This is a genomic window from Massilia luteola (genome assembly GCF_034420155.1).
Taxonomy (GTDB): Bacteria; Pseudomonadota; Gammaproteobacteria; order Burkholderiales; family Burkholderiaceae_D; genus Telluria; species Telluria luteola.
This window is the reverse complement of sequence record NZ_JAXOFN010000045.1, coordinates 29093-45154: the sequence shown is the minus strand read 5'-3', so window position 1 is coordinate 45154 and position 16062 is coordinate 29093. Positions and strand designations below refer to the sequence as shown.

The window sequence follows — 16062 nt, the reverse complement described above, 5'->3', positions numbered from 1 at the left end:
ACGCCACGCGTTTTGTTTTTGAAGTACAACTTGGAGGCAGACATGTTAGTAGGCGTACCAAAAGAAATCAAAAACAACGAATTCCGGGTGGGCCTCACGCCCCCCAGCGTGCACGAACTGGTCGCGCGCGGCCATCGTGTCATCGTGCAAGCCGGCGCGGGTGCCGGCATCGGCCTGACGGACGAGCAATACACGGCCGCCGGCGCGACGATCGCGGCATCGGCGCACGAGATCTTCGCGCAGGCCGAGATGATCGTCAAAGTCAAGGAACCGCAGCCGCAGGAATGCGCGCTGCTGCGCCCGGGACAGATCCTGTACACGTATCTGCACTTGGCGCCGGATCCGGAACAGACGGCGGCCCTCGTGAAATCGGGCGCCGTGTGCATCGCATATGAAACCATCACCGGTCCGGGCGGCGGCCTGCCGCTGCTCGCGCCGATGAGCGAGGTGGCGGGGCGGATGTCGATCCAGGCCGGCGCCAGCCACCTGGAAAAATCGAAGGGCGGCGCCGGCATCCTGCTGGGCGGCGTGCCCGGCGTGGCGGCGGGGCATATCGTCATCATCGGCGCCGGCGTGGTGGGAACGAATGCGTTACAAATGGCGGTCGGGATCGGTGCGCGCGTTACCGTTCTCGACAAGAATGTCGACCGCCTGCGCCAGCTCGACCTCGTCTACGGCAACCGGATTTCGACCCTGTATTCGAACGCGCATGCGATCGAGGAAGCGGTATTGTCGGCCGATCTCGTCATCGGCGGCGTGCTCGTGCCCGGCGCCGCGGCACCGAAACTGGTGACGCGCGCAATGGTGTCGCGGATGAAAAAGGGCGCCGTCGTCGTCGACGTGGCGATCGACCAGGGCGGCTGCTTCGAAACGTCGTATCCGACGACGCACGCTGATCCGACGTTCGTCGTCGACGGCGTCGTGCATTACTGCGTGGCCAATATGCCTGGCGCGGTGGCGCGCACGTCGACGTTCGCGCTGAACAACGCGACGATAGGCCACGCCGTGGCGCTGGCGAACAAGGGCTGGCGCCAGGCGCTGCGCGACGATGCCCACCTCAAGAATGGCCTGAACGTCTGCGAAGGCAAAGTGACGTATGCCGCCGTCGCGAAGGATCTGGGCTACGATTACGTGCCGGCCGATACGCTGCTGGCCTGACCGGCATCCGCTTTTTGCCACCCCAGGCAGAACTGCCTGACGATGTGAAATGCATAACGTGCGGCCACCGATTTCACGAAGCGCATGAAATCGGTGGCCGCGTTTTCGTTGGCGTTGTCGGAAATCGTCCGGATCACGCCGAACGGGATCCCCAGCTCGAAACAGGCCTGCGCCACCGCGGCGCCTTCCATCTCCACCGCCAGCAGACCGGGTAACGCCTCATTCAACGCGTTCAGACGGGCCTTGTCGCTCATGAACTGATCGGCGCTGGCGATGAGCCCATGATGCAGCCGCGGCCCGCTGAGCGCGAATACGGCCCTTTCCGCGGGATCGATGGCGGAAGCGAAATCGTCTTCCAGGAAACGGCGTGCCGCATCCGCCAGTTGCAAGGCGATCTGACGGTCGGACAGGAAGTGCGTCAAGCCCGTCAGCGGTACTTCATAGCGGGGAAACAAGGGACTCGCATCCATGTCGTGCTGGATCAGGGATTCGGCCACCACGATGTCGCCGACACGGACAGCCGCGTCCCCGGCGCCAGCCACACCCGTAAAGAGGATGTGGGTAACACCGAACTTCTCCACAAGCGTTGCGGTCGTCAGTGCCGCAGCAACCTTGCCTATACGCGATAAAACGCACACTGCGTCGATTTCCCACAGTCGTCCGACAAAGTACTCGCGCATGCCATGCATGAGCTTGTAGGGCCCTTCCATGGCTTCTATGAGCCCCTGCTGTTCTTCGTGCAACGCACTGATGATCCCTAATCGCATGGTTCAGCCTGTTTTTGTTGGTAGAGCGGCAACGGATTGGCGGCTTGTTCACGTTGTTTCCGGTCTTTTTGTTTTATAGACATAAATGTATATAAAAAATTGATAGTGATAGTAAACGGGCTTCTGTCTGTGGATAAAGAGGAATTTGTCTACAGCGTCAACGGTTTACGCGCTCACGAAGCGGCTGGAAAAGCATTGTATCGATGCTGAACCGATGTTGGACAAAAAAGCCGGAGGTCGTCAAAACGGGGTTTTTGCACATCCAGTCCTGTGGATATGCAGGCGGTTTTCCACAGTCGGGTTGGTTTTGCGGTCGATCTGGACGCTTCGCTTGCCGTTTTTGCATGCAAACAGTGCGTACTCAGCTTTTCCGACGCTTGCAGCGAAGCGATCGCTGCTCCGGATGCGACGGGTGCGTCTCGTCCTTTCTGTAGACAAGCCGGCAGTCGAGCAGTGCCTGCGTCGGCATTCAGGGATGTGGCCAGCATTGGCGTCGGCATCGTTGTGTCGCGACGGCGCTTTTTTTTTTGCAGACAAAAGAACGTTCGCGTCGCGCCTGCCTGGTTTTCCCTCTTTAGTTAACTTGGAGAGAAAGATAAGAATAGTAGTGATAGTAAACGCGGGCCGAACTGTGGATAACCGGGATTTTGTCCACATGCTCAAGGGTTTACGTGCTGTGCTACCGGTCGGACAAACCTTGCGTCTGGACCGGACCGAAACTGGACAAGAAATTGGTCGTCATAAAACACGGCAGTTTCGCACATTCGATCCTGTGGATATTCAGCAGCTTATCCACAAAGCTGGCTCGGCCACGTGGTTTTTTAGCTGGTGGAGGCCGATGTGGTCGACGTCGCGACGGTGTCGGGTCGCGAACGCGTCCGGAGTCGGACTTTTTTTTTCAAGAACGCTTGCAGGGAGATCGTGGGCCGAGACGGTCGAGGTCGACGGTGTTTTCCGGCAGAGCCGTAGCGTTCGCAACGAATCCCCAGGTTTACAACCAAAAGCTTGTATACAGAATGATGATAGTAGTTAACGGTGGCACTCTTCTGTGGATAAGCCGGGTTTTGTCCACAACATCAAACGTTTACGGTTCGCATAAGCCGGTGGGCTGGTCTTGTATGTGCCGAGAGGCAAAACTGGATAAAAAATGCGCTGGTGCGAAAAAACGGGTTTCCCCACATTCCGTACCTGTGGATATTCATACGTTTATCCACAGCCCGGAGACCTCGTTTACACTTGATCATCTGGTAAGCTTGCTCAACCGAATCACGAATGAGGCTCCATGGAATCTGCCGGCGCATTCGATTACGTCATCGTGGGGGCCGGCACGGCCGGCTGTGTGCTGGCCAATCGCCTTAGTCGCAAGCCCGACGTGCAGGTCCTGCTGATCGAGGCGGGCGGGAAGGACGATTACCTGTGGATCCACATCCCCGTCGGCTATCTGTATTGCATCGACAATCCCCGTACGGACTGGTTGTTCAAGACGGAAGCGGACCCCGGGCTGGCAGGACGATCGCTGCTCTACCCGCGCGGAAAAGTCCTGGGTGGCAGTTCGTCGATCAACGGCATGATCTATATGCGCGGCCAGGCCAGCGATTACGACCGCTGGGCCGATATGTCGGGCGATCCGTCCTGGCGCTGGGACAATGTCCTGCCCATTTTCAAGGCAAGCGAAGACCATCACGGCGGCGCCAGCGCCATTCACGGCAGCGGCGGCGAGTGGCGTGTCGAGCGCCAGCGGCTGTCCTGGGAGATCCTCGATGCGTTCCGCGACGCGGCCAGCGAGACGGGCATCCCGAAAGTCGACGATTTCAATGGCGGCGATAACGAAGGGTGCGCCTATTTCGACGTCAACCAGCGGCGCGGCATCCGCTTGAACACGGCCAAGGCGTTTCTAAGGCCGGCTTCGGCGCGGCCGAACCTGACGATCATGACCGGCTGCCATGTGGAAAAGCTCATCCTCGAGCAAACGGCGCAGGGCGCCGTCTGCCGCGGCGTGCAATTCACGGGCGGCGGGCGCGCCTTTTCGGCCATGGCGCGGCGCGAAACCCTGCTGGCGGCCGGCGCGATCGGCTCGCCGCACATCCTGCAGTTGTCCGGCATCGGGCCGGGGGGGCTGCTGCATCGGCACGGTATTGCACCCGTCGTCGACGCGCCGGGCGTGGGCGAAAACCTGCAGGATCATTTGCAGCTGCGCATGGTCTTTCGCATCACGGGCGCCCGTTCGCTCAACACGAGTGCCGCATCCTGGTATGGCAAGCTGAAAATCGGCGCGCAATATCTGCTGTTCCAGAGCGGGCCGATGTCGATGGCGCCGTCGCAGATGGGCGCGTTTGCCCGTTCCGATCCCGGCCAGGCGACGCCGAACCTGGAATACCATGTGCAGCCGTTGTCCCTGGAAAAATTCGGCGATCCGCTGCACGGTTTTCCCGCGTTCACGGCCAGCGTGTGCAATCTGCGTCCGACGGCGCGCGGCCACGTCCGGCTCGCGGACAACGACAGCTATTCTCCGCCGAAGATCGTGCCGAACTACCTCAGCACGCCGGAAGACCGCAAGGTGGCGGCCGACGCGCTGGCGCTCACGCGCCGCATCGTGGCCGCGCCGTCCATGGCGAGATACCGCCCGGAAGAATTCAAGCCGGGCCCGCACTACCGCACGGAAGACGAGCTGGCGCAAGCGGCCAGCCTCATCGGCACGACGATCTTTCACCCGGTCGGCACCTGCCGCATGGGCAACGTGGACGATCCGCTCGCCGTCGTCGACAGCGCGTTGCGCGTGAAAGGGGTCCAGGGATTGCGCGTGGTCGACGCCTCCATCATGCCGACGATCACGTCCGGCAATACGAACGCGCCCACCTTGATGATCGCCGAAAAGACGGCGCAGCTGATTTCTCGCGACTGGCGCTAGCTGGGCATATTTGCACAACAGGTTTGCGCGCCGTCATGACATAGCGCACGGCGATTCACCGGTCGCGTGCTGTATCTTGACGAGTTCCAAAAGTGTGTATGATTTGTAAAGCTTGCATCACGACAGCGAGGAGGCGCAATGCCGGACGTCATTCTGGAAACACGCGATCTGACGAAGGAATTCAAGGGTTTTACGGCCGTCAATCAGGTGAATCTGCAGGTGCAGCGTGGCCATATCCACGCGCTGATCGGGCCGAATGGCGCCGGCAAGACGACGTGTTTTAATCTGCTCACGAAATTCCTGGCCCCATCCGCCGGCCGCATCCTCTTCAACGGCGCCGACATCACCCGGCTGAAACCGGCGCAGATCGCGCGCCGCGGCATCATCCGCTCGTTCCAGATCTCGGCCGTGTTTCCACACCTGAGCGTGCTGGAAAACGTGCGCATCGGCCTGCAGCGCGCGCTCGGCACCAGCTTTTATTTCTGGCGCAGCGAAAAGACCTTGAACCAGCTCAACGATCGCGCCGTACAGTTGCTGGCCGAAGTCGACCTGGAGAATTTTGCCGACACCGTCACGGCCGACCTGCCGTACGGCCGCAAACGTGCGCTCGAGATCGCCACGACGCTCGCCATGGAGCCGGAACTCATGCTGCTGGACGAGCCGACGCAGGGCATGGGCCATGAAGACGTGCACCGCGTGACGGCACTGATCAAAAAAGTGTCGGCCGGCCGCACGATCCTGATGGTCGAACACAATATGAACGTCGTGTCCGGCATCTGCGACCGCATCTCCGTGCTGCAGCGGGGCGCCGTGCTGGCGGAAGGCGCATATGCCGACGTTGCGCGCAATCCACAGGTGATCGAAGCGTACATGGGCAGCGCCGACAACGACCTGGCGGGAGCCCACGGATGACGCCGGCACTGGAAATCGACAATCTGCAAGCCTGGTATGGCGAATCGCACATCCTGCACGGCGTCGGTTTATCGGTACAGCCGGGCGAAGTGGTGACCCTGCTGGGGCGCAATGGCGCCGGCCGCACGACCACCTTGCGCGCCATCATGGGCCTGACGGGCGCGCGCACCGGGTCGATCCGCGTCAATGGCGTCGAGGCGATCCGCCTGCCGACGCACCGCATCGCCCACCTCGGCATCGGCTATTGCCCGGAAGAGCGCGGCATTTTCGCGTCGCTGTCGACCGAGGAAAACCTCATGTTGCCGCCGCGGCTTGCCGGGCGGGACGCCGGCATGTCCGTGGCCGAGATCTACGAGATGTTCCCGAACCTGGTCGAGCGCCGCCACAGCCAGGGGACGCGGCTGTCCGGCGGCGAGCAGCAGATGCTCGCGGTGGCCCGCATCCTGCGCACCGGCGCGCGCCTGCTGTTGCTGGACGAGATCTCGGAAGGCCTGGCGCCCGTCATCGTGCAGGCGCTGGGCCGCATGATCACGACGCTCAAGGCCAAGGGCTACACGATCGTCATGGTGGAACAGAATTTCCGGTTCGCGGCACCGCTGGCGGACCGGTTTTATGTCATGGAACACGGCCGCATCGTCACCACGATCGCGGCCGCGGAGCTGCAGGCCAGCATGCCGGCCCTGACCGAGCTGCTGGGCGTTTGATCATCGATAACGGAGACCACATGAAACGCACGACACGCACAGCGATTGCCTTTACGGTTGCCACCTTTGCGGCCGGTTTGTCCCTATCCGCCCAGGCCCAGGTCTCGGGCGACACCATCAAGATCGGCCTGATCACGGATTTGTCGGGCGTGTATTCCGACATCGACGGCAATGGCGGCGCCGAAGCCGTGCGTATGGCGATCGCCGACATGGGGGGCGCGATCAATGGCAAGAAGATCCAGTTCATCGTCGCCGACCACCAGAACAAGCCGGACATCGCCGCCAGCAAGGCGCGCGAATGGTTCGACCGGGAGGGCGTCGACATGCTGATCGGCGGCACGAACTCGGGCGCCGCGCTGGCCATGGCCAAGGTCGCGGCGGAAAAGAAAAAAGTGTTCATCGCGATCGGTTCCGGCAGTGCGCAACTGACCAACGAACAGTGCTCGCCGTTCACCGTGCACTACGCCTATGACACCGTCGCGCTCGCGCGCGGCACGGGCGCCACGATGGTCAAGCAGGGTGGCAAATCATGGTATTTCCTCACGGCCGACTACGCGTTCGGCCAGTCGCTGGAAAAGGACACGACCGACGTCATCAAAGCGAATGGCGGGAAGGTGCTGGGCAGCGTCAAGCACCCGCTGGGCGCGTCCGATTTTTCGTCGTTCCTGCTGCAGGCGCAAGCGTCGAAGGCGCAGGTGCTGGGCCTGGCGAACGCCGGCGGCGACTTCATCAACTCGGTGAAAGCGGCGAAGGAATTCGGCCTGACGAGCAAAATGAAAATCGCCGGCCTGCTCGTGTTCATCAACGATATCCACACCCTCGGCCTGCCGACGACGCAGGGTTTATATCTCACCACCGGTTGGTACTGGGACCTGAACAACGATACGCGCGCCTGGGCCAAGAAATACGTCGCGAAGATGAAGAAGGAACCGTCCATGCTGCAGGCGGCGGATTATTCGGCCGCGATGAACTACCTGAACGCCGTCAAGGCGATCGGTACGGACGATGGCGAGAAGGTCATGGCCCAGCTTAAAAAGACCAGGATCAACGACATGTTCGCGAAGAATGCCGAGATCCGTCCGGACGGCCGCATGGTGCACGATATGTATCTGATGCAGGTAAAAACGCCGGCCGAGTCGAAGGCGCCGTGGGATTACTACAAGGTCGTCGCGACGATCCCGGGCGCCCAGGCGTACACGACCAAGGCCGAGACGAAGTGCGCGGCCTGGAAGTGAGCACGACGCCGGCACAGGGTGGCCGGCACCGGCCGCCGTCGTTTTTAATCGTAGTTTGCTGACTGATCCCATGGAAATATTCGGCGTCCCCCTGCAAGCGATGATGAGCCAGCTGTTGCTGGGCCTGGTCAACGGTTCGTTCTATGCGATGCTGTCGCTCGGCCTGGCCGTGATCTTCGGCCTGCTCAACGTGATCAATTTCTCGCACGGCGCGCTGTACATGATGGGCGCGTTCGCCGCCTACATCGGCGTCACGTCGTTCGGCCTGAACTACTGGACGATGCTCGTGCTGGCGCCGCTGGTCGTGGGGGCGTTCGGCATCCTGATCGAAAGGACGATGCTGCGCTGGCTGTATCGATTCGATCATTTATATGGCCTGCTGCTGACCTTCGGCATCACCCTGCTGCTGGAAGGCGTGTTCCGCTCGTTCTTCGGCGTGTCCGGCCAGACGCTGGACGTGCCGGAAGCGCTGTCCGGCGCCACCGACCTCGGCTTCATGATCCTGCCGAACTACCGCGCCTGGGTCGTGCTGGCGTCGTCCGTCGTGTGCTTGGCGACGTGGTTCACGATCGAAAAGACGCGCCTCGGCGCCTACCTGCGCGCCGGCACGGAGAATCCGAAACTGGTCGAGGCGTTCGGCGTCAACGTGCCCCTGATGGTGACATTGACCTACGGCTTCGGCGTCGCGCTGGCCGGCTTCGCGGGCGTGCTGGCGGCGCCCGTCATCAACGTCACGCCATTGATGGGCTCGAACCTCATCATCGTCGTGTTCGCCGTCGTCGTGATCGGCGGCATGGGGTCTATCCTCGGGGCCATCGTCACCGGCCTGGCGCTGGGCGTCATCGAGGGTCTCACGCGCGTGTTCTATCCGGAAGCGTCGGAAGTCGTCGTGTTCGTCGTGATGGTGATCGTGCTGCTGCTGCGCCCCGCCGGCCTGTTCGGCCAAGAACGATAAGGAAGCGATATGAACCGAAAGCTGGCCTACGGCCTCGCATTGATCGTGGCGCTGGCGGCGCCGTTCGTCGGCTACCCCGTCTTTCTGATGAAGCTGCTGTGCTTCGGCCTGTTCGCCTGCGCGTTCAACCTCCTGATCGGCTACACGGGCCTGCTGTCGTTCGGCCACGCGGCGTTCTTCGGCGGCGCCGGCTATGTCACGGGATACGCGCTGACGGCGCTCGGGTTGCCGTTCGAGGCGGGGCTCGTGCTGGGCGTGCTGGCGTCCGCTGCGCTCGGCCTCGTGATGGGGCTGCTCGCGATCCGCCGCCAGGGCATTTATTTTGCGATGATCACACTGGCCCTCGCGCAGATGGTGTATTTCGCGGCGCTGCGCGCGCCGTTTACGCACGGCGAGGATGGCTTGCAGGGCGTCCCGCGCGGCAAGCTGCTGGGTGTGCTCGATCTCGGCAACGACGTGACCTTGTACTTTGTCGTGCTGGCGATCTGCGCGGGCGGCTTTGCCCTGATCGTGCGTACCGTTCACTCGCCGTTCGGCCAGGTGCTGAAGGCGATCAAGGAAAACGAGGCACGCGCCATTTCTCTGGGCTACGACGTGGATCGCTATAAACTCGTGGCCTTCGTGCTGTCGGCCGCCGTCGCCGGCCTGGCGGGCGCGACCAAGACCGTCGTGCTCGGCTTCGAGACCCTGACGGACGTGCACTGGGCAATGTCCGGCCTCGTCATCCTGATGACGCTCGTGGGCGGCATGGGCACGTTGGCCGGGCCGATCCTGGGCGCCTTCCTCATCGTCGCGCTGGAAAACAAATTGGGGGACCTGGGGAACTTCCTGGCCGAGACGACGCATGTAGAATGGTTTTCGTCGCTCGGCGAATCCGTGGGCATCGTCACCGGCCTCATTTTCGTTGCCTGCGTGCTGTTGTTCCGACGGGGCATCGTCGGTGAGATCGCGGCGGCACTGGCACGCGGAGGACGCCGGCGCGAGGCCGCATAAGGCCGGGCCCCGGACTGGGCTTTCAAGGAGGCGCACGTGATCGACGAATCCCTCATGCTGGACGTGAACGGCATCCACATCCACACGACGACGACGGGGCAGGGACCGGCCGTGTTGCTGCTGCACGGCTTTCCCGACACGCACATCGTCTGGCGCAAGCAGGTCCCGGCGCTGGCCGCCGCCGGCTTTCGCGTGCTGGCGCCCGACCTGCGCGGCTACGGTCGCAGCGACGCGCCGGGCGGCGTCTTCGACTACACGATGGACAAATTGCGCGGCGACGTGCTGGGCCTGCTGGACGCCCTGCACATCGACAAGGTCTTCCTCGTCGGACACGACTGGGGCGGCATCATTGGCTGGCAGATCGCGGCGCTGGCGCCGGAGCGCGTCCACCGCTACGTGGCGATGTCGACGGGGCACCCGTATGCCATCGCGCGCGCGGGCATGATGCAGCGCTTGCGCATGACTTATATCCTCGGCTTCATCATGCCGGTCCTGGCCGAGCATACGCTGCGCGCGGCCGACTGGTTCATCCTGCGCCAGTTTACGGATGAGCCCGGCCAAGCCGACCACTGGAAGCGGGATCTGTCGCCACCGGGCCGCCTGACGGCCGCGCTGAACTATTACCGCGCCAACCTGAGCCTGGCGCTGCCGCGCGGGCATCGCCAGGCCAGGGTGCCCGTGATGGGCATGTGGAGCGACCGCGACCCTGCGCTCGGCGAAAAGCAGATGCGCGATTCGGCGCACTACGTCGACGGCGAATTCTGCTTCGAGCGGATCCGTGGCGCCGACCACTGGCTGCAATTGACGGCGGCCGACGAGGTGAACCGCTTGCTGCTCCAGTTCTTCGAAGAAGGGCGCGCGACCGCAGTCTGAAGCCGGTGATTTGTTGCGTCGCAACAATAGGGCTGCCGTACAATGGCGCTTTTGCGCGTGATTGATCATGTTCGATTTTGCCCTGCTGGCCGTCGCGGCCTTCGTTGCCGGTCTCGTGGATGCTGTTGTCGGCGGGGGAGGATTGATCCAGATTCCAGCGATGTTCGCCGTGTTTCCCCGGGAAGTGCCGGCGACGCTGCTGGGAACAAATAAATTGGCAGCCATGTTCGGGACGGCCGTCGCGGCCGTCCGGTACAGCCGCCGCGTGACGGTTGCCTGGAGCACGGCGGCGCCGGCCGCCATCGCGGCGTTCGCGCTGTCCTTCATCGGTGCCTGGACCGTGACCCGCGTGCCCGGCGACTTCGTGCGCAGCCTGTTGCCGCTGATCCTGCTCGCGGTTGCCGTGTACACGTTCAAGCAAAAGAACCTGGGCGCCGTGCACGCGCCGGTCCACAGCGGCATGACGGAAAAGTTGTTGGCGACGGGCGCCGGTGCCGCGATCGGTTTTTATGACGGTTTCTTTGGCCCGGGCACCGGCAGCTTCCTGATCTTCCTGTTCGTGCGCTTCTTCGGTTTCGATTTCCTGAGCGCGTCGGCGGCGGCGAAGATCGTCAACGTCGCGTGCAATATCTCGGCGCTGATCTGGTTCGGTTACAGCGGCCATTTGATCTGGCAACTCGGCTTGCTGATGGCCGTGTGCCAGATCGCCGGATCACTGGTCGGAACCCGGCTGGCGCTGAAGCACGGCAGTGGGTTCGTGCGCAAGCTGTTCCTCGTCGTCGTCGGGCTGTTGATCGTAAAGACAGCGTTCGACACGTTTAAACATCTTGGTTGGTGATTGTTTCACGTGAAACAGTCAATGCGCCTTGCGCACATGGGTGACGAGGGTCGGTAGATCCCAGGCGCCGCCGGCCGTAATTTCGCGGCACATCCCGGTCGTCGTCGCCGATGTCTGCGCGAACGATCGACCGTCCCACGTCCAGCTTGCCGAGCTGAAGCAGTCGCCGATACCGCGCCCCTTTTGCGTCGCCGAGATGACGCCGTCGGTGTAGTCGCTTGCGGAGGTTGTCACCAGGACGGCGGAATAGGGCGGCTTGGCGTCGACGACCCAGTAGCCGTCGCCCGTGTTGTACGCGGCCATCCAGCAGGTGTGCGAGACGAGCAGCTTGTCCTTCGTGAGGCGGCGGACGACTGGCGCGTCTGTTTCCTCGGCCTTTGTGTCCACCAGTTCGCAGCTGCCGTCCTTGACGGTTTTGCGCAACGCGGCCATCAGGTCGCGGGTTTGCGCTGGCGTCAGCGTGACGGGGTGCTTGTCGTGGCTGACCGGCGCTGCGGCGACGTCCGGTGCCGGGAGTGGCGGTAGAACATTTGATTCCGGTTTCGTGCCCTTGCGTACCAGGGCGCCTGGCGTGTCCAGCCGGCCCTGGAATTCATCCATTTTAAGCAGCACCGCATTGGCACCGGCCGTCGAGATCGTCCACGTCGTACCCTTTGCCGACCACGCGACGGGTCCGTCCTTGATCAGTGCCGGTAGCAACGCCTGGACCTGCGCGTCGGACAGCTTGCCGCTGTTCGACTTCGCATCGATGTGGACGGTCCCGAGCGCCCGGCCGTCGACCGTCATCGTGAGCTGGTCGGGTGCAGGGTGGTTTGGGTCATCGGCCGGTTGAAACTGGACAGTGACAGGCTGGTCGGGACCGGCGGCGCGGGTCAGCAGGATGGTGGCGTTCGGCGCCTCGTCATCTTCTTGATGGTAGCCGGCGGCGCGGCACGTTCGCGTGTTGTCGCAGGCAAGTTCCCAATCCTTGTAATCGAACGAGATCGATGGCAGATCGGAACGTGGATATGCGCCGACTGCGGCGGTGACGGCGAGCAGGGCGAAGGTCAGCGAACGAGGTGTCGGCATGGTGGCGAAGGAAGAGTTGGCGTGGCAAAAGCCTAACATGAGCTCGCATTCGCTGTTTCACGTGAAACAAAATCTGTCGTTTTCGTGGCCGCGCAGAAGCGATGTGGAAAAAGAATTTATAATCGACCCTTAATCCTCCTCGCAACACATTCCATCATGCTATTTCCGACAGAATTCGACGTGATCGTCGTTGGCGGCGGCCATGCCGGCACCGAAGCGGCGCTCGCGTCTGCGCGCATGGGCCAAAAGACCCTGTTGCTCACTCACAATATCGAAACCCTGGGCGCGATGTCCTGCAACCCGTCCATCGGTGGCATCGGCAAGGGGCACCTCGTCAAGGAAGTCGACGCCATGGGCGGCGCGATGGCCATCGCCACCGACGAAGCCGGCATCCAGTTCCGTATCCTGAACTCCTCCAAGGGCCCGGCCGTGCGCGCCACCCGGGCCCAGGCCGACCGCATGCTGTACAAGCAGGCGATCCGTTCGCGCCTGGAAAACCAGCCTAATCTGTGGCTGTTCCAGCAAGCCGTCGACGACCTGATGGTCGAAGGCGACCGCGTCGTCGGTGCCGTCACGCAGATCGGCCTGCGCTTCCGTGCGCGCGCCGTCGTGCTGACGGCCGGTACTTTCCTGGACGGTAAGATCCACGTCGGCCTGCAGCATTACTCGGCCGGCCGCGCGGGCGATCCGCCGGCGGTCTCGCTGTCGGCGCGCCTGAAGGAATTGAAACTGCCGCAAGGCCGCCTGAAAACCGGTACGCCGCCGCGCATCGACGGCCGCAGCATCGACTTTTCCGTCATGACGGAACAGCCGGGCGATCTGGATCCAGTGCCCGTGTTTTCGTATATGGGCAATGCGGCCATGCACCCGAAGCAGTTGCCGTGCTGGGTCACGCACACGAATGCGCAGACGCATGACATCATCCGCAACGGCCTCGACCGCAGCCCCATGTACACGGGCGTGATCGAAGGCGTCGGCCCCCGTTACTGCCCGTCGATCGAAGACAAGATTCATCGCTTCGCGGCCAAGGAATCGCACCAGATTTTCCTCGAGCCGGAAGGCCTCACGACGAACGAGTTTTATCCGAACGGCATCTCGACGAGCCTGCCGTTCGACGTGCAACTGGCCCTCGTGCGGTCGATGCGCGGACTGGAGAACGCGTTCATCCTGCGCCCCGGCTATGCGATCGAATACGATTATTTTGATCCGCGCGGCCTGAAAGCGTCGCTCGAGACGAAATCGGTCCAGGGCCTGTTCTTTGCCGGCCAGATCAATGGCACGACCGGCTATGAGGAAGCGGCCGCGCAAGGCATGCTGGCCGGTATCAATGCGGCGCTGCAGACCAGGGGCGAGGAAGCGTGGACGCCGTCCCGTTCCGAAGCGTATCTTGGCGTGCTCGTCGACGACCTGACGACGCAAGGCGTGGCCGAGCCGTACCGCATGTTCACGAGCCGCGCCGAATACCGCCTGTCGCTGCGCGAAGACAATGCCGACATGCGCCTGACGGAGATCGGCCGCAAGCTGGGCGTCGTCGGCCATGCCCAGTGGGAAGCGTTCGAGCGCAAGCGCGACGCCGTCGCGCTCGAACTGGAACGCCTGCGTTCGACCTGGGTCAACCCGCGCATCCTTGCCGCCGCCGAATCCGAACGCGTGATCGGGCAGGCCATCGAGCGCGAATACAACCTGGCCGACCTGCTGCGCCGTCCGGGCGTCGATTACGACAAGCTGGTGAGCCTGCAGGGCGTCGACGGCCAGTCACTGGGCGGCCCGGGCGTGATTGACCCGGCCGTGAGGGAACAGGTCGAGATCCAGTTGAAATATTCGGGGTATATCAACCGCCAGGCACGCGAGGTCGAGCGCCATGACCACTACGAAAATCTGAAACTGCCGGAGAACCTGAACTATCTGGAAATCACGGCCTTGTCGATCGAGGTGCGCCAGAAGCTCGACAAACAGCGTCCCGAGACACTGGGCCAGGCCTCGCGTATCTCTGGCGTGACGCCGGCGGCGATTTCTCTGCTGCTCGTGCACCTCAAAAAGCGCGGTGCCAAGGGTTTTACGAATGTGCCGAATGAGGAATCGGCCGCATGAAGAATTTCGACCGTACAGCCTTGTCCGCCGTGCTGGGGGAGGGCATCGCCGCGATGCGCCTCGACGTGAGCCCGGCCCAGCAGGACAAGCTGATGGATTACCTGGCCCTGATGTTCAAGTGGAATGCCGTTTACAACCTGACGTCGCTGCGCGACCCGATGCAAATGGTCACGCACCATCTGCTGGATTCGCTGGCCGCCGTGCCCGCATTTGCGACCGCGCACAATGTGCTGGACGTGGGGTCGGGAGGCGGCCTGCCGGGTATCGTGCTGGCGATCGTGCGTCCGGACATGAACGTGTCGATGATCGACACCGTCCACAAAAAGACGGCCTTTCTGACGCAGGTGAAAGCTGAGCTGGGCCTGGTCAACGTCACGGTGTACACGGCGCGGGTGGAGCAATTGCAGGTGAGCGACAAATTCGACGTCATCACGTCGCGCGCGTTTGCCGACCTCTCGGATTTCGTCAACTGGTCCAGTCACCTGCTGGCCGACGGCGGACGCTATATCGCCCTGAAAGGGGTGGCGCCGAAAGATGAGCAGGAACGGCTGCCACCGGAATGGAAGGTGGTCGGGCTGGAGCCGCTGCAAGTGCCCAGGCTGGGCGCGGAGCGTCATTTGGTATTCATCGAACGTTCCACGTGAAACATCCGCACAAACATCCGCAACCACGCACAAGCAGATAAACCGTATAACCAGTTTATACGATTAAAACCATATAAATCGTATAAATCGTTTTAATGGTATTAACCGTATGACTGACAAGGGCATACATGGCGAAAATTTTTTGCGTAGCAAACCAGAAGGGCGGGGTCGGCAAGACCACCACCAGCGTGAACCTGTCCGCCGGTCTCGCCAAGTTGGACCAGCGCGTGCTGCTGGTCGACCTCGACCCGCAGGGCAATGCCACCATGGGCGCGGGCATCAACAAGGCGGGGCTGACCTCGTCGATTTATGAGGTGCTGCTGGGCGAGGCCGACGTGGCCGCGGCGCGCCTGCGCAGCGAGGCGGGGCGCTTCGACGTGCTGCCGGCCAACCGCGAACTGGCCGGCGCCGAAGTCGAGATGGTCGAGCTGGAAAACCGCGAGCGCCGCTTGAAGGAAGCGCTGGCCAAGGTCGACGCCGATTACGACTTCATCCTCATCGACTGCCCGCCCGCGCTGTCGATGCTGACGCTGAACGGCCTCGTGTCGGCGCACGGCGTCATCATCCCGATGCAGTGCGAGTATTACGCGCTGGAGGGACTGTCCGACCTCGTGAACACGATCAAGAAGGTGCATGCGAACCTGAACCATGACCTCCGCATCATCGGCCTGCTGCGCGTGATGTTCGATCCGCGCATGACGCTGTCGCAGCAGGTGTCAAGCCAGCTCGAACAGCATTTCGGCGACAAGGTCTTCAAGACGATCATCCCGCGCAACGTGCGCCTGGCGGAAGCGCCGTCGTACGGCATCCCGGGCGTCACGTTCGATCCGTCCTCGAAAGGCGCGCAGGCGTATATCGCCTTCGGTGCGGAGATGGTCGAGCGCATCAAGACAATGTAACCAGAACATAAACAAGT

14 protein-coding genes are annotated in these 16062 nt (G+C 62.5%); 12 read left to right on the top strand and 2 right to left on the bottom strand.

What is annotated here, in order from left to right; genetic code table 11:
* Window positions 1–42: 42 nt before the first annotated feature.
* Complete coding sequence (ald, locus tag U9J41_RS27290; protein ID WP_322405311.1) at window positions 43–1158, top strand: alanine dehydrogenase; 1116 nt, start codon at window positions 43–45, stop codon at window positions 1156–1158.
* On the opposite strand, the gene U9J41_RS27285 is transcribed toward ald, so the two are convergent.
* Window positions 1128–1925 carry a 5'-methylthioadenosine/adenosylhomocysteine nucleosidase gene (locus U9J41_RS27285; protein WP_322405310.1) on the bottom strand — a complete coding sequence of 266 codons (798 nt, stop codon included), beginning with the start codon at window positions 1923–1925 and terminating at the stop codon, window positions 1128–1130. The genes ald and U9J41_RS27285 overlap by 31 nt on opposite strands.
* Window positions 1926–3207: 1282 nt before the next feature.
* Between U9J41_RS27285 and U9J41_RS27280 the strand changes: the two genes are divergently transcribed.
* The 8 genes from U9J41_RS27280 (at window position 3208) to U9J41_RS27245 (ending at window position 11343) form a co-directional block, all read left to right on the top strand.
* Window positions 3208–4833: a GMC family oxidoreductase gene (locus U9J41_RS27280; protein WP_322405309.1), complete on the top strand. Its 1626-nt coding sequence runs from the start codon at window positions 3208–3210 to the stop codon at window positions 4831–4833.
* 138 nt (window positions 4834–4971) lie between these two features.
* Window positions 4972–5745, top strand: coding sequence for an ABC transporter ATP-binding protein (locus U9J41_RS27275; RefSeq protein ID WP_322405308.1), 774 nt, complete (start codon window positions 4972–4974; stop codon window positions 5743–5745).
* Window positions 5742–6449 (top strand): ABC transporter ATP-binding protein, encoded by a 708-nt coding sequence (locus tag U9J41_RS27270; RefSeq protein ID WP_322405307.1) that lies wholly within the window; start codon window positions 5742–5744, stop codon window positions 6447–6449. Before U9J41_RS27275 ends, U9J41_RS27270 begins: the two co-directional genes overlap by 4 nt.
* Window positions 6450–6469: 20 nt before the next feature.
* Complete coding sequence (locus U9J41_RS27265) at window positions 6470–7684, top strand: ABC transporter substrate-binding protein (RefSeq protein ID WP_322405306.1); 1215 nt, start codon at window positions 6470–6472, stop codon at window positions 7682–7684.
* Between the two features lie 70 nt (window positions 7685–7754).
* The gene (locus U9J41_RS27260) at window positions 7755–8639 is read left to right on the top strand and encodes a branched-chain amino acid ABC transporter permease (protein ID WP_322405305.1); all 885 of its coding nucleotides are present in this window, start codon (window positions 7755–7757) and stop codon (window positions 8637–8639) included.
* Between the two features lie 9 nt (window positions 8640–8648).
* Window positions 8649–9632, top strand: a complete 984-nt coding sequence (locus U9J41_RS27255; RefSeq protein ID WP_322405304.1) for a branched-chain amino acid ABC transporter permease — start codon at window positions 8649–8651, stop codon at window positions 9630–9632.
* 36 nt (window positions 9633–9668) lie between these two features.
* Window positions 9669–10505 (top strand): alpha/beta fold hydrolase, encoded by an 837-nt coding sequence (locus U9J41_RS27250; RefSeq protein ID WP_322405303.1) that lies wholly within the window; start codon window positions 9669–9671, stop codon window positions 10503–10505.
* A 67-nt stretch (window positions 10506–10572) separates the two neighbouring features.
* Entirely contained in the window at window positions 10573–11343 is a 771-nt protein-coding gene (locus tag U9J41_RS27245) for a TSUP family transporter (protein ID WP_322405302.1), read from the top strand.
* Window positions 11344–11361: 18 nt separating this feature from the next.
* Here U9J41_RS27245 and U9J41_RS27240 read toward each other — a convergent pair whose 3' ends face one another.
* Window positions 11362–12450 (bottom strand): DUF1176 domain-containing protein, encoded by a 1089-nt coding sequence (locus tag U9J41_RS27240; RefSeq protein WP_322405301.1) that lies wholly within the window; start codon window positions 12448–12450, stop codon window positions 11362–11364.
* 117 nt (window positions 12451–12567) lie between these two features.
* Here U9J41_RS27240 and mnmG point away from each other — a divergent pair, with 117 nt between their 5' ends.
* The 3 genes from mnmG to U9J41_RS27225 all read left to right on the top strand — a co-directional run bounded on the left by mnmG (window position 12568) and on the right by U9J41_RS27225 (window position 16045).
* A complete protein-coding gene (mnmG, locus tag U9J41_RS27235) occupies window positions 12568–14502 on the top strand; it encodes a tRNA uridine-5-carboxymethylaminomethyl(34) synthesis enzyme MnmG (RefSeq protein WP_322405300.1) in 1935 nt (644 codons plus the stop codon).
* Complete coding sequence (gene rsmG, locus U9J41_RS27230; protein ID WP_322405299.1) at window positions 14499–15146, top strand: 16S rRNA (guanine(527)-N(7))-methyltransferase RsmG; 648 nt, start codon at window positions 14499–14501, stop codon at window positions 15144–15146. The genes mnmG and rsmG overlap by 4 nt, the downstream gene beginning before the upstream one ends.
* A 128-nt stretch (window positions 15147–15274) precedes the next feature.
* Window positions 15275–16045 (top strand): ParA family protein, encoded by a 771-nt coding sequence (locus U9J41_RS27225; RefSeq protein WP_322405298.1) that lies wholly within the window; start codon window positions 15275–15277, stop codon window positions 16043–16045.
* Window positions 16046–16062 lie beyond the last annotated feature (17 nt).